The organism is Streptomyces sp. NPDC057743 (assembly GCF_042798755.1).
Classification (GTDB): Bacteria; Actinomycetota; Actinomycetes; order Streptomycetales; family Streptomycetaceae; genus Streptomyces.
Genome location: NZ_JBHVJX010000041.1, coordinates 1 through 12,895 on the forward strand (window position 1 = coordinate 1; position 12,895 = coordinate 12,895).

Annotated in this window: 10 protein-coding genes and 1 pseudogene; 6 read left to right on the forward strand and 5 right to left on the reverse strand. The window is 71.0% G+C overall.

Annotation, left to right across the window (positions count from 1 at the left end):
- The 5 genes and pseudogenes from ACFVFQ_RS32555 to ACFVFQ_RS32575 all read left to right on the forward strand — a co-directional run.
- Positions 1 to 489 (forward strand): annotated as a pseudogene (locus tag ACFVFQ_RS32555) (hypothetical protein); the annotation flags it as partial.
- 217 nt (positions 490 to 706) lie between these two features.
- A complete protein-coding gene (locus ACFVFQ_RS32560; protein ID WP_383423003.1) occupies positions 707 to 1,816 on the forward strand; it encodes an aliphatic sulfonate ABC transporter substrate-binding protein in 1,110 nt (369 codons plus the stop codon).
- A 34-nt stretch (positions 1,817 to 1,850) separates the two neighbouring features.
- Positions 1,851 to 2,675 (forward strand): ABC transporter ATP-binding protein, encoded by an 825-nt coding sequence (locus tag ACFVFQ_RS32565; protein ID WP_383423005.1) that lies wholly within the window; start codon positions 1,851 to 1,853, stop codon positions 2,673 to 2,675.
- A complete protein-coding gene (locus ACFVFQ_RS32570) occupies positions 2,662 to 3,732 on the forward strand; it encodes an ABC transporter permease (protein WP_383423007.1) in 1,071 nt (356 codons plus the stop codon). Before ACFVFQ_RS32565 ends, ACFVFQ_RS32570 begins: the two co-directional genes overlap by 14 nt.
- Positions 3,733 to 3,737: 5 nt before the next feature.
- Complete coding sequence (locus ACFVFQ_RS32575; protein WP_383423009.1) at positions 3,738 to 4,526, forward strand: sirohydrochlorin chelatase; 789 nt, start codon at positions 3,738 to 3,740, stop codon at positions 4,524 to 4,526.
- Positions 4,527 to 4,895: 369 nt separating this feature from the next.
- Here the strand turns inward: ACFVFQ_RS32575 and ACFVFQ_RS32580 are convergent, their stop codons facing one another.
- From ACFVFQ_RS32580 to ACFVFQ_RS32590, 3 genes are all read right to left on the reverse strand, one after another.
- Positions 4,896 to 6,002, reverse strand: a complete 1,107-nt coding sequence (locus ACFVFQ_RS32580) for a glycosyltransferase family 2 protein (protein ID WP_383423011.1) — start codon at positions 6,000 to 6,002, stop codon at positions 4,896 to 4,898.
- Between the two features lie 278 nt (positions 6,003 to 6,280).
- Positions 6,281 to 7,492 (reverse strand): S8 family peptidase, encoded by a 1,212-nt coding sequence (locus tag ACFVFQ_RS32585; protein WP_383423013.1) that lies wholly within the window; start codon positions 7,490 to 7,492, stop codon positions 6,281 to 6,283.
- Between the two features lie 322 nt (positions 7,493 to 7,814).
- Entirely contained in the window at positions 7,815 to 9,026 is a 1,212-nt protein-coding gene (locus tag ACFVFQ_RS32590; protein ID WP_383423015.1) for a macrolide family glycosyltransferase, read from the reverse strand.
- A gap of 181 nt (positions 9,027 to 9,207) precedes the next feature.
- On the opposite strand from ACFVFQ_RS32590, the gene ACFVFQ_RS32595 reads away from it, so the two are divergent.
- Positions 9,208 to 10,095 (forward strand): aminoglycoside phosphotransferase family protein, encoded by an 888-nt coding sequence (locus tag ACFVFQ_RS32595; protein ID WP_383423017.1) that lies wholly within the window; start codon positions 9,208 to 9,210, stop codon positions 10,093 to 10,095.
- A 203-nt stretch (positions 10,096 to 10,298) separates the two neighbouring features.
- Here the strand turns inward: ACFVFQ_RS32595 and ACFVFQ_RS32600 are convergent, their stop codons facing one another.
- Together ACFVFQ_RS32600 and ACFVFQ_RS32605 are read right to left on the reverse strand one after the other, a co-directional pair.
- The gene (locus ACFVFQ_RS32600; RefSeq protein ID WP_383423019.1) at positions 10,299 to 11,012 is read right to left on the reverse strand and encodes an exonuclease domain-containing protein; all 714 of its coding nucleotides are present in this window, start codon (positions 11,010 to 11,012) and stop codon (positions 10,299 to 10,301) included.
- Positions 11,013 to 11,111: 99 nt separating this feature from the next.
- Positions 11,112 to 12,353, reverse strand: coding sequence for an SAV2148 family HEPN domain-containing protein (locus ACFVFQ_RS32605; protein WP_383423021.1), 1,242 nt, complete (start codon positions 12,351 to 12,353; stop codon positions 11,112 to 11,114).
- Positions 12,354 to 12,895 lie beyond the last annotated feature (542 nt).

A 12,895-nucleotide genomic window follows, 5' to 3' on the forward strand; every position in this document is an offset into this window, starting at 1 on the left:
ACCAACGTCGAGATGGCCTGGGCACCCCAATCGGTGACCGTCCACCTCACCGACGACCTCGACATCTCCCGCGGCGACCTGATCGCCCCCACCACAGGCGCCCCCACCCCCACCCAGGACATCGAAGCCACCGTCTGCCACGTCGCCGACCGTCCGCTGAAGGTGGGCCAGCGGGTGCTGCTCAAGCACACCACCCGCACCGTCAAGGCCCTCGTCAAAGACATCCCCTCCCGCCTGACCCTGGACGACCTCTCCCCCCACCCCACCCCCGGCCACCTCACCGCCAACGACATCGGCCAGATCACCGTGCGCACCGCCCAACCCCTGGCCCTGGACACCTACGCCGACTCCCGCCGCACCGGCTCCTTCCTCCTGATCGACCCCGCCGACGGCACCACACTCACCGCCGGCATGACCGGCACCGCCTTCACCCACACCGCGGCACCCGCACCCAACGACGCGGCGGACGACGAGGGATGGGACTTCTGATCATGCTCAGGGACGTGTTCTCGACCTTTGCGAAGGAAGGCGGCCGCGTGGGCAGCGGCGCGCTCGGCAGCGGGCAGGGCGGAGTCGGCCGATGTGCGCGCTGACCGTGATCTCCGACTCCATGCCCCCCACGTCCTCCTTCCGAAGATCCACCATCTCGCCGGGCGCGCCTTAACGGGGCGCACACCGCCCCGGCCTTCCGAGAGGAACTCCCGCCGTGCCTGCCGTTCGTCACCGCCTCCTGGCGGCCGCCACCGCCGTCCCCTTGCTGACCGTCGCACTGGGGGCCTGCGGCTACGGCTCCGAGGCCAAGAAGGACACCGCGGCCACCGTCGCCCCGAAGGGACCGAAGGTCGACGGCCTCGACTCGGTCAAGATCGGGTTCTTCGGCAACACCACCCACGCCACGCCACTGATCGGACTCCAGACGGGCCAGTTCCAGAAGGAACTTGGCGGCACGGCGGTACAGTCCTCGGTCTTCAACGCCGGACCGGCGGAGATCGAGGCGCTCAACTCCGGGGCCATCGACATCGGTTGGATCGGCCCCTCCCCCGCGATCAACGGCTATGTGAAGTCGCACGGCAAGAGCCTGAAGATCATCGCGGGTTCGGCCTCCGGCGGGGTCTCGCTGATCGTCAACCCCAAGAAGGTCAGCGGTCTGGACGACCTCAAGGGCAAGACCATCGCCACCCCCCAGCTGGGCAACACCCAGGACGTCGCCCTGCTCAACTACCTTGCCCAGAAGGGCTACAAGGTGGACGCCACCAGCGGCAAGGGCGACGTCACCGTCCAGCGCATCGACAACAAGGTGACCCCCACCGCCTTCCAACAGGGCAGCATCGACGGCGCCTGGGTCCCCGAGCCCACCGCGTCCAAGCTGGTCGCCGCCGGTGGCAAGACGCTGCTGGACGAGAAGCGGCTGTGGAAGGACGGCAAGTTCGTCATCACCAACGTGATCGTCTCGCAGCGGTTCCTCAAGGAGCACCCGAAGGCGGTCGAGGCCGTGCTGCGCGCCTCGGTGAAGACCAACGCCTGGATCCGCTCGCACCCCGCCGAGGCGGTCAAGGCGCTCAACGACAAGCTGGCCGACCCGTCGATCACCGGTAAGGCACTGCCGGACGACGTCATCGACCCGGCGTTCAAGCACGTCGACGTCACCGACGACCCGCTGGCCGCCACCCTCCAGGAAGAGGCGGACCACGCCGTCCAGGCAGGGCTCCTCAAGAAGCCCGACCTCAAGGGCATCTACGACCTCACCCTGCTGAACAAGGTGCTCAAGTCCGAGGGCAAGCCGCCGGCCGACGACGCCGGCCTCGGCGGCAACTGACCCCGGCCCCCCGATCTCCCAGGAGGTGACACCGATGACGACCAGCACACTCACCAAGCCCGCCCCGGCGGACGCCGGCACCACCGGCCCGTACGCCGCTCGCATCCACCACGTCTCGAAATCGTTCGGCCGCCCCGGCACGCAACAGCAGGTGCTGGACGACATCAGCATCGACGTCGCCCCCGGCGAATTCGTTTGCCTCCTGGGGGCCTCGGGGTGCGGCAAGTCCACCCTGCTCAACCTCGTGGCAGGTCTGGACAAGCCGACGGCCGGCAGCATCGAGGCGCCCGGCGGCCGGCCGGCGCTGATGTTCCAGGAGCACGCGCTGTTCCCGTGGCTGACCGCGGGCCGCAACATCGAACTGGCGCTGCGGCTGCGCGGGGTGCCGCGCGCGGAGCGCCGCGACGAGGCCGAGCGGCTGCTGGAACTCGTCCGGCTCAAGGGCGCGTACGGCAAGCGGGTGCACGAGCTGTCCGGCGGCATGCGCCAGCGGGTGGCGATGGCCCGGGCGCTCGCCCAGGACAGCCAACTGCTGTTGATGGACGAGCCGTTCGCCGCGCTCGACGCCATCACCCGCGACGTGCTGCACGACGAACTGACCCGGATCTGGCAGACCCAGAACAACAGCGGCTCCGCCGCGAACAGCCTCTCGGTGCTCTTCGTCACCCACAACGTCCGCGAGGCGGTGCGGCTCGGCGAGCGGGTCGTGCTGCTCTCCTCCCGCCCCGGCCGGGTCGCCCGGGAGTGGCGGGTGGACATCCCCCAGCCGCGCCGCATCGAGGACTCCGCGGTCGCCGACCTGTCCGTCGAGATCACCGAACAGCTCCGTGGGGAGATCCGCCGCCATGGCCAGCACTGAGACCAGCACCACCTCCTCCGCGGAACAGCCCGCCACGGAACAGCCCGCCGAGGCCCCTGGGGGGCCCGCCGAGGACGCCACAGGGCCAGCCAACGCCCCAGCCGCGAACCGGACCCCGGACTCGGGATCAGGTTCGGGATCAGGTTCGGGATCGGGGTCAGACTCGGCCGCGGCCCCGGACACCGGGACGACTCCCGGCGCCGGCGATCTCGCCGGTCTGGAGGCCGGGCTCGACGCCCTGGACTCCACCGTGATCTCCAGGCAACCGTGGCTGCGCTCCGCGCTGTCAAAAGCGTTCCCTCCCCTCGTCGCGATCGTGATCGTGCTGGGCGTGTGGCAGCTCGCCTATCACTTCCAGCTCAAGCCGCACTACCTGCTGCCGAGCCCGCTCGACGTCTACCGCTCGCTCCAGCAGAAGTGGCTCGAAGGCACCCTGCTGAGCTTCGTGTGGACCAGCGTCTCCCGCGGCGCCCTGGGCTTCCTGGCGTCGGTCGTCATCGGCACCCTGCTCGGACTGATCGTGGCCCGCATCAAGCCCGTCCGGGCGGCGATCGGGCCGATCCTGAGCGGGCTTCAGTCCCTCCCCTCGGTGGCGTGGGTCCCGGCGGCGATCATCTGGTTCGGGCTGAGCGACGCCACCATCTACGCGGTGGTGCTGCTCGGCGCCGTCCCGTCGATCGCCAACGGGCTGGTGTCCGGTGTCGACCAGATCTCCCCCCTCTTCCTCCGTGCCGGCCGCACCATCGGCGCGACCGGCCTCGCCGGCGTCCGTCATGTGCTGCTCCCCGCCGCGCTGCCCGGCTATCTCGCCGGCCTCAAGCAGGGCTGGGCGTTCTCCTGGCGCTCCCTGATGGCCGCCGAACTCATCGTCAACGCACCCGACCTCGGCACCGGACTGGGGCAACTCCTGGAGCAGGGCCGGGAGTTGCAGGACATGTCCTGGGTCCTGGCCGCGATCCTGCTGATCCTGATCGTCGGCATCGGCATCGAGTTGCTGATCTTCGCCCCGATCGAGCGCCGGGTGCTGCGCAGCCGCGGCCTCCTCGTCAAGAACTGAAGCCCATGAGCACACGCCCCACTCTCCTCGTCATCGCCCACGGCAGCCGCGACCCCCGGCACGCCGCGACCGTCTCCGCGCTCTGCGCGCGGGCCCGGAAGCTGCGGCCCGAGCTGCGCGTGGAGGTCGGCCACCTCGACTTCAACGCACCCCGGGTTCCCCGGGTGTTGGAGCGCCTCTCGGCCGACGGCGTACGGAACGTGGTGGCGCTTCCGCTCCTCCTCACTCGCGCCTTTCACGCGAAGTCCGATATCCCTGCGGTGCTGCGCGAGGCCGCCGCGCGGCTACCGCTGCTGTCCATCCATCAGGCCGAGGTGCTCGGCCCCTCGCCCCTCCTGACCGGCGCTCTGGAACGCCGGTTGGCGGAGGCCGGGTTGCGACCCGGTGAACGTCGCTCGACCGGGGTCGTCCTGGCCTCGGCGGGCTCCTCAGACCCGGAGGCGATCGCAGTGATCGCTGAAATCGCGCGGGAGTGGCGGCGCACCGCTGAGTGGTGTGCCGTGCGACCTGCGTTCGCCTCCGCATCCCTTCCCCGCACGGCCGACGCCGTGCGGGAACTGCGGGCCGACGGCTGCAAGCGGGTGGCCGTCGCCCCCTACGTGATCGCGCCGGGCTTCCTGCCGGACCGGATCGCTGCCGGCGCCCGCGAGGCCCGCGCCGACATCCTCGCCCCGGTGCTCGGCGACGCCCCCGAACTGGCCCGCCTGCTGCTGCGCCGCTACGACCAGGCCGTACGGGCCCACGCCCGCGGCGACATGACGACCGTGAGCACCATGAGCGCCCTTACGGCTTGAGGGCCTTACGGCCCAAGAGCTCGATGGCCCCAGAGCCCGATGGCCGCGCACCGCCTGGCAAGCTGCCGGGCTGACGGGGTGCCGGGCTGACGTGGTGCCGGGCTGACGTGGTGCCGGGCTGACGTGGTGCCGGGCTGACGTGGTTGCCGGGCTGATGTGGTGCCAGCCAGGCGGCCCAACCGCCTGGTGGCCCGAGCGAGATCGGCCGCGGGAGCAGCCGTGCCGGAAGCGGCGGCCACGTCGCAGCAGCGCTCCACACTCGACCACGACCGCGCTCGGTCAGGCCCACGGCCGGCCGCACTCACCGTCGACCACGCCTACCGCCAGCCGCCGGCCGCACCCGCGCCCCAGGCCCCGGGGCCCGCCCGGCTACGTCCCCACGGGAACCACCCCCCGATCCGTCCCCCGCCGCCCCGCGGGCGTGTCCGCGCGTCCCTTCTCGTAGACCGTGAGGCCCCGCGCCAAGTGCAGGGGGACCAGCAGGAGTTCCACTACCAGGGCCTTCCAGGCGTAGACGACGTTGACGGCCTTGGTGACATAGGCGCAGGGGATGTTGACCAGCACGCCCAGCAGCGGGAGTTTTCGGCGGCGGGCGGCGTACACCAGAGGTGCCACCGTCAACGCGAGGTCGGCGCCGGCCCACCAAGCGGCCGCGGCCGGTGGCGAGGCCCCGGTGGTCATCGCGGCCACGAAGGGTGTGGCCCACCACAGGGGTGCGGTGACGATCTCGAAGAGGGCGAGCAACACCCAGAGCGCCAGCAGGGGTTTGCGGACGATCAACGGCCCGGCGTGCAGCCGGACGTTCTGACAGAAGCCGGCCATCCAGCGCTTGACCTGTTTGCGGAAGTAGGTGAGGTTCTCCGGATCGGCGGCGAGGGCGACCGCGTCGGCGACATAGACCGCGCGGCGGCCGGCGATCTGCTGGGACCAGGTGTAGTCCATGTCCTCGACGATGGTCCGCTCGGGGAATCCGCCGAACGCCACCAGCGCGTCCCGCCGGAAGACCGAGCAGCAACCCGAGCACACCATGGGGCTGTTGGCGAGCGCCTGGATCGGTCGGTGGAAGTGGAAGCCGAAGAGGTACTCCGTGGAGCGGCCGCGCTCCCAGACCGTGCGGGTGTGCCGGGTGCGTACCATGCCCGCGGCGACCGCGACCCCGGGGTCGTCGAAGACCGGGAGGATGCGCTCGATGTAGTCGGGCGCGAGGACGGTGTCCGCGTCGACGGCCAGGACGAGATCGGTGGTGCACCGCGGGAGCGCGTGGTTCTGCGCCCTGGCCTTACTGCCGAGGTTGCGCGGCGGGCGCAGCACCGTGGCGCCGTGTGCGGCGGCTACCTCGCCGGTGCGGTCGGTGGAGGCGTCGTCGACGACCAGGATCCGGTCCGGCGGGACGGTTTGCCGGGCCAGGGATTCCAACGTGGCCGGCAGGCCCTCTTCTTCGTTGTGGGCCGGGACGATGACGGTGATGGTGTGCATGGTGGGCTCCCCCCTGTCCTGCGGACCGCGCCGACGACGACGCAGATCAGTCCGATGAATCCGTAGACGATGGTGCTGATGCCGAGGAACGGCGTGACTCCGTGCATGTCACTGACGGTAGCCACGCTCGGCCGCCCATGGTTTCGGAGAGAGCCTCCTGTGGATAACTCCGCGCGAGGGAGGGCGCGTTGGGGGTCCGGAAACGCGGCGACGCCGGCCGCCGCGCCCCGTGGGGGCGAGCGCGACGGCCGGCGTGCGGTTCCGGGTGACCCGGTGGGTTACTTGACGATCTTCAGCAGCTTGTTGGGCGTGCCCTGGCCCGGGTTGCTGATCTTGTCCGGCGTGGCGCCGTCGGTCAGCGCCTTCTCCACGTCGGCCGGCTTGGCGTCCTTGTGGTCGGCCAGGTAGACGGCGGCGGCACCCACGACGTGCGGGGTGGCCATCGAGGTACCGGAGATGGTCTTGGTGGCGTCGTCGCTGCCGTTCCAGTCCGAGGTGATGTCGGAGCCGGGGGCGTAGAGGTCCACGACGCTGCCGTAGTTGGAGAAGTCCGACTGCTGGTCGTCCTTGGTGCTGGAGGCCACGGTGATGGCCTCCTTGACGCGCGCCGGGGAGCTCTGGCCGGCGTCGGTGGACTCGTTGCCGGCCGCGACGCCGAAGGTGACACCGGAGTCGATGGCCTTCTTCACGGCCGCGTCGAGCGCCTCGTCGGCGCCGCCGCCGAGCGACATGTTGGCGACCGAGGGGCCCTTGTGGTTCTTGGTGACCCAGTCGATGCCCGCGATGACCTGCTCGGTGGAGCCGGAGCCCTGCCCGTCGAGCACCTTGACGGCGACCAGCTTGACCTTCTTGGCGACGCCGTGGGCGGTGCCGCCGATGGTGCCGGAGACGTGGGTGCCGTGGCCGTTGTCGTCCTCGGCCTTGTTGCTGTTGTCGATGGCGTTGAAGCCGTACGACGCGCGGCCACCGAAGTCCTTGTGGTTGATGTGGATGCCGGTGTCGATGACGTAGGCGGTGACGCCGTCGCCCGCGCTGTCCGGGTAGTTGTACTTGCCGTCACCCTTGGTGTCGGTCTGGTCGATCCGGTCCAGGCCCCACGACGGCGGGTTCTCCTGGGTGCCGTCGATGTGGAACGTGTGGTTCTGGACGACCTTGTCGACGGCCGGGTCGGCGGCGAGGCGCTTGGCGTCCTCGGCACCCAGGCCGGTGGTCGAGAAGCCGTCGATGGCGGAGGTGAAGGTCCGCTTGACCTTGCCGCCGTACTTGGCGGCGAGGTCGCCGCTCTCCGCGGCGTGCATCGCGGCGGACTTCTTCAGCAGCACGATGTAGCTGCCCTTGACGGCGCCCTTGGCGTCGGCGCCGTAGATCTTGCCCTCGGCGGCGGGCGACGCGCCCGCGGTGACCGCGGTGACGGCGGCGATACCAGTGGCGGCCACCGCGGCGGATATCGCCGTGATGAGCCGCTTCTTGCTGGAACGCTTATGAGCCATGGCGAGGGTTCTCCTCGTTCGTGGTGTGGGGGGAAGCGTTGCGTGACAGCCCGAAGGGAGCGGAACGGCTCCGCGCCGGACTGGTTCGAAACCTTGTCGGATTGACGAGTGCAATTCAAGGCCAGCCGGGCCGTGTGAGATTCACAACAACCCTGTAAAAATGCAAAACGGTCGAGAACTAGCCAAAAAGAACGGGGAGTTGACACACCACGGAGAAATGCGGTTCACGTTTACGCAATGAAGGGGGACAGCTGACGAACCGTTTGCACGTTCAACTGTCCCCCTGTGGCAGGCTCGCGCCCCGCAAGACGCGTACCGGCCGTTACCGCGCCGGGAGTTGCGCCTCGATGAGGTCCGCGGCTCGCCGGCTGCCGCCCTCCTCGGCCATCTCCGCGCGGATCCGACGGAGCGCCCCGGCCACGTCGGGGGCGTCGACCACCGAGCCCACCGCCTCCGCCAGCGCCTCGGCCGTCACCTCGCCCTTGGTCAACTGCCGGGCCACCCCGAGGGATTGCAGCGTCTCGGCGTTCATGAACTGGTCGGCGGCCTGCGGGACGCACACCATCGGCACCCCGTTCGCCAGCCCCTCCTGGCTGCCGCCCATCCCGGCGTGGGTGACGAACGCGTCCGCCTGTCGGAGGACCGCCACCTGCGGGACCCAGGTGTGCACCTCGACGTTGTCCGGCACCTCGCCCAGCACCGCCGGGTCGGTGAACTTCCCGATTTGCAGCACCACATGCCACTCCGGCCGCCCGCCGAACGCCTCGATGGTGGCGCGGTAGACATCCGGCGCGTCGGTGAACACCGACCCCAGGGAGACCAGGAGCACCTTGGCGTCCGGCGCCAGACCGGCCGGTCGACGCCAGTCGCCCTGCGCGGCGCGGTCGCCCTGACAGGAGCCGACGAAGGTGAAGATCGACGCGTCGACCCGGTCGGCATGCGGCTGCATGGCTCGCGGGATCAGGACCAGGGCGTGGGCTGGCCGGCCGGCCAGCAGCTCCGGTTCGGCGATGTCCGACATGCCGTTCTCATCCAACCAGGCCCGGAAACGGGCGGAGTAGGCGCGACCGCGCTCGGTGCGCAGGATCTCCTCCCGCACCGCCTCGCCCATCTCCTCCTCGTAGCCGTCCCAGGCGACGATGTGCGGGGTCAGCTGGATCGCCGGGACGCCCCACCGGCGGGCGAGCAACGGGGCCGGGAACGAGGCGCTGTCATGGAGGACGAGGTCCGGGGCGTCGCCCTCGTAGGCGGCGGCGAGTTGCGGCAGCGCCTGGATGGCGTCGTCGAGGAACGGTTCGAGGTGATCGAGGAGTTCGGCGCCGAAGGCTTCCGGGTTGTCGTCGGTGGGCAGGACGGAGGTCCAGGGGCGGGGCTCCGCCCCGGTGGCGGCGACGAGGTCGGCGAAGGCGGCCGGGACGGCGTAGCTGACGCGGTGCCCGCGGTCGACCAGTTCGCGGATGACGTCGAGGTTCGGCTGGACGTGACCGTGCGCCGGGATGCTGAACATGGCGATGTGCGAGGGGTGTTGAGGCATGTCCAGGACCCTAGACGAGACGATACGTATCGTGCAACGTGAAAAAATCGCCACCTCCCCTCGATGCGGGAGCCAACTCCCCTGTCGAGCAGCGTCGTTCCGGTGCCGGGCGGCCGCGCCCCTCGGTGGTTTTGGGCACCTGCAAGACTGGGCGCGAGACCGCACCGCAGGAGGCCGCCCGATGACCGAAACCAGCCCCGCCTTCACCGAGGCGCGCGCCCGTGACGTGCTGGCCGCGGCCGGGCACCCCGGCGCGGCGGCGGACGCCCGGCTCCTCGCACTCGGCGAGAACGCCGTCTTCGCCCTGGGCGACCGCGGACCGGTGGTGCGGGTGGGCCGCAGCCCCGAGCTGCTACCACGCGCCGAGCGCGAACTGGCCGTCGCCCAGTGGCTGGCGGCCGAGGGCGTGCCGGCGGTGCGGGCCGCGGAGCCGGCCGCCCGGCTCGCCGACGGGCACCCCGTGACCTACTGGCAGCGGCTCCCGGAGGCCGTTCGGCCGGCCGGGCCGCAGGACCTCGCCGCGCTGCTGAAGCTGGTCCACGCGCTGCCTGAGCCGCCGTTCGCGCTCCCCCGGCGCGAGCTGCTGGGCGGCGTGGAGCGCTGGCTGCGACTGGCCGGCGACGCGGTGTCGCCGTCGGACGCGGAGTATCTGCGCGGGCGCCGGGACGCGTTCGCGCTGGCTGCCACGGCGCTGGAGCCGCATCTGCCGCGCGGGCCGATCCACGGCGACGCGCTGCCCCGCAACGTCCATGTCGGGCCCGAGGGGCCGGTCTTGGTCGACCTGGAGACCTTCTCCTCGGACCTGCGCGAGCACGACCTGGTCGTGCTCGCGCTGAGCCGGGACCGCTACGGACTGGGCGCGGACGCCTATGACGCCTTCGTGTCGGTGTACGGCTGGGACGTCAGGGACTGGGAGGGGTGCGCCGTGCTGCGCGGCTCCCGGGAGACGGCGAGCTGCGCCTGGGTGTCCCAGCACGCCCCCGGGAACCCGGCGGCTCTGAAGGAATTCCGGCGCCGGATCGCCTCCCTACGGGAGAAGGACGCGGCGGTGCGCTGGTATCCGTTCTGACCCCGCGCCACGACCGCCGGCCCAACTAGCGCCTGCCCGACGGGCCATGGCCGGGGCCACGACGCCTGGCACGGCACCTCGCGGCGTTGCCGAAACGTCCCAATAGCTCCCCCTATCAGGTCGCTTTGACGCCTTGCGCTGCACCGCACCAGATGCACCGGCGTCGGCCCGCCCCTGACTCGCCGGACAGACCCCAGGGCCCGTCAGCGCTGATACGGGATCAGCGGCCAGGCCGGCTCGACTATCGCGCCGGGATTGCCGGAGCGGCGCAGATACGCCTGGAACGAGGCGGCCTGCTCCGCCGCGGCCTGCTCCTGGAGGGCGTGCAGATCGCGCGGTGCGGGCAGGGCGACGTCCGGGTACTTCTCGCCGATGCGACGGGCGACGCCGGCCGCGGCCGCCGCATCGGCACCCGCCTCGTGCGCGCCGTCCAGCGGGACGCCGTAGTGCCAACAGAGCGCCTGGAGGGCGCGCTTGCCCTTGCGGTAGCGGTCCACGTGCTTGTCGAGGACGAGCGGGTCGATGACCGGGGCGGGCGGGTGGCCCAGGCGCTCGGTCAGGGTCGGCACGCCGTGGCGGCGGCACTCGCGGTCGAGAAGCGAGAGGTCGTAGCGGGCGTTCATCACCACCAGCGGGAGATCCGCGCGCAGGGCCTCGGCCAGCGCCTCGGTGATCTCCGCTATCGCGCCGGCGGGCGGGCGGCCATGAGCTTGGACATATGCGGTCGAAATGCCGTGAATTTCCGCCGCTTCCTCGGGAATCGGCACACCCGGATCGAGCAGCCAGGACTGCCGCCCGGCCACCGTGCCGTCCCCCTCCAGCCGGATCAGCGCGGCCGTGACGATGCGGTCCTGCTCGACGTCGGTGCCCGTGGTCTCCAGGTCGAAGCTGACCAACAGCTCCTGATGCCAGCTCATGCGGCCTCCTTCGGTGGTACTCCCCCGTGATGTGACCAACTCTCCCACGCACCACTGACAACGGGCCGGCCCCGCCCGGCGCCGGCCGCCCGGACCGGCTCAGGAAACCGGTCGGGAGTCGGCCCACACGCTCTCGAACTCCTCGCGGTAGATCTCGAAGAGCCCGTGGTCGCCGTCGCGCACGTCCTGCCGGACCGCCTCGCGGCCGCCGCCGCGCAGCACGAACACCGGCGACTCCATGCCGCGGCTCTTGCGGAGGTAGGGCTGGACCACGGCTATCCCGTCCGGCCCGTCGCCGTCGACGAGGTAGGCGGTGAAGCGCGGGGTCTCGTCGAAGACCTGGATCTCGAAGGCGCCGGGGTCCCGCAGTCGGGCCCGGACCCGCCGCATGTGCAGGATGTTCATCTCGATGGAGCGGCTCATCTCGCCCTTTTTGAGGCCGATTTCGCGCTCCCGGCGGCGGACCGCGCTGCTGGCCGGGTTGAGGAAGAGGAGCCGGACCCGGCAGCCGGATTCGGCGAGCCGCACCAGGCGGCGGCCGGAGTAGTTCTGCACCAGGAGGTTGAGTCCTATGCCCACCGCGTCGAGGCGGCGGGCGTCGCCGAAGAGGTCCTCGGCCGGTAGCTGGCGCTGCAACCGGACCCGGTCGGGGTGCACCCCGACGACGTCGGCGTAGCGGTCGCCGACGAGGTCCTCGACGGCGTCGATCGGCAGCCGCCCGGAAATACGGGTGCCGGCTCCGGAGCCGAGGATGTCCAGGAGCCGGGCGGAGGCCCGTTCGGCCTGGGCCAGGACGGTCTCGGACAGCGCGCGGTTCCGGGAGACGATGTTGCGGGCGACCTCCAACTCGTCGAGGACCAGCTCGACCTCGCGGCGGTCGTCGACGTAGGGCTCGAAGCACGGCCAGTGCTGGACCATCAGCTCGCGCAGCTGCGGCAGCGTCAGGAAGCTGACGATGTTGTCGTCGGCGGGGTCGAGGAGATAGCCCTTGCGGCGGCTCACTTCGCGGACCGCGACGGCGCGCTGGACCCACTCCTGGCCCGCCGGCCCGGCGGCCGCGATGACCCACTCGTCGCCGTGCACCGGCTCGTAGATGGGGCGCAGGACGGCCGCGACGACGGCCCGTAGGCGCTGCTCGACGAGATTCAGCCAGATGTAGGCGCGGCCGGCCCGGCGGGCCCGGGTGCGCACCTCGCTCCAGGCGTCGGCGCCCCAGTCCAGTTCGGCGCCGATCTCCAGCGGTCGGGCCAGGGATACCGTGCCGGGCGGCGCATCGACGGAGCCGCCCTCGTGGCCCTCGTGACTCTCGTCACCAGGGGGCAACTCCAGCCCGCCGCTCACCTGCCACCGCCTTCCGAACCCCCGTGCCAACGATCAAGGCAGACTACTGCGGCGCGGGGGGCGGTGCAGCAGGATGGATCGAGTCGGTTGCCAACTCCCCTTGTCCATACTGCCGGTTGTGCGCGCGGAGCGTGGCCGGAGTGAGCGGTTTCATAGCCGCGAGGGGGGCGGTGGTTCGATTCCGGCCCACGCGATGGGGTGTTCCGGCGACGGCCCGTTGACACCACCCCCGAGGGCCCACCCAGGGGCGAATTCGCCGATTGGCCGGGTTTTCCCTGGTGAACTGCGCGCATCTGAGGTAGTCCGTCGAGGAGAAGTCACTTTCGGGACCGACCCGCCGTCTCGCCGTCCGCGGGTGGCCGCCCGCACCACCCGTTCACCCCCCGATCGACCCACGGTACGACTATCCGACATCGCCGAAGACGAACCACCGTTCAGCGGAGTTCACGCGAAAATCTCCCGCTATCCGGCAAGTTGGGACACGTTGGGGAAAGGATTCCGATTCGGTCCGCGGACGTGTGTCGGTCAGTCGCCGCCGCCCC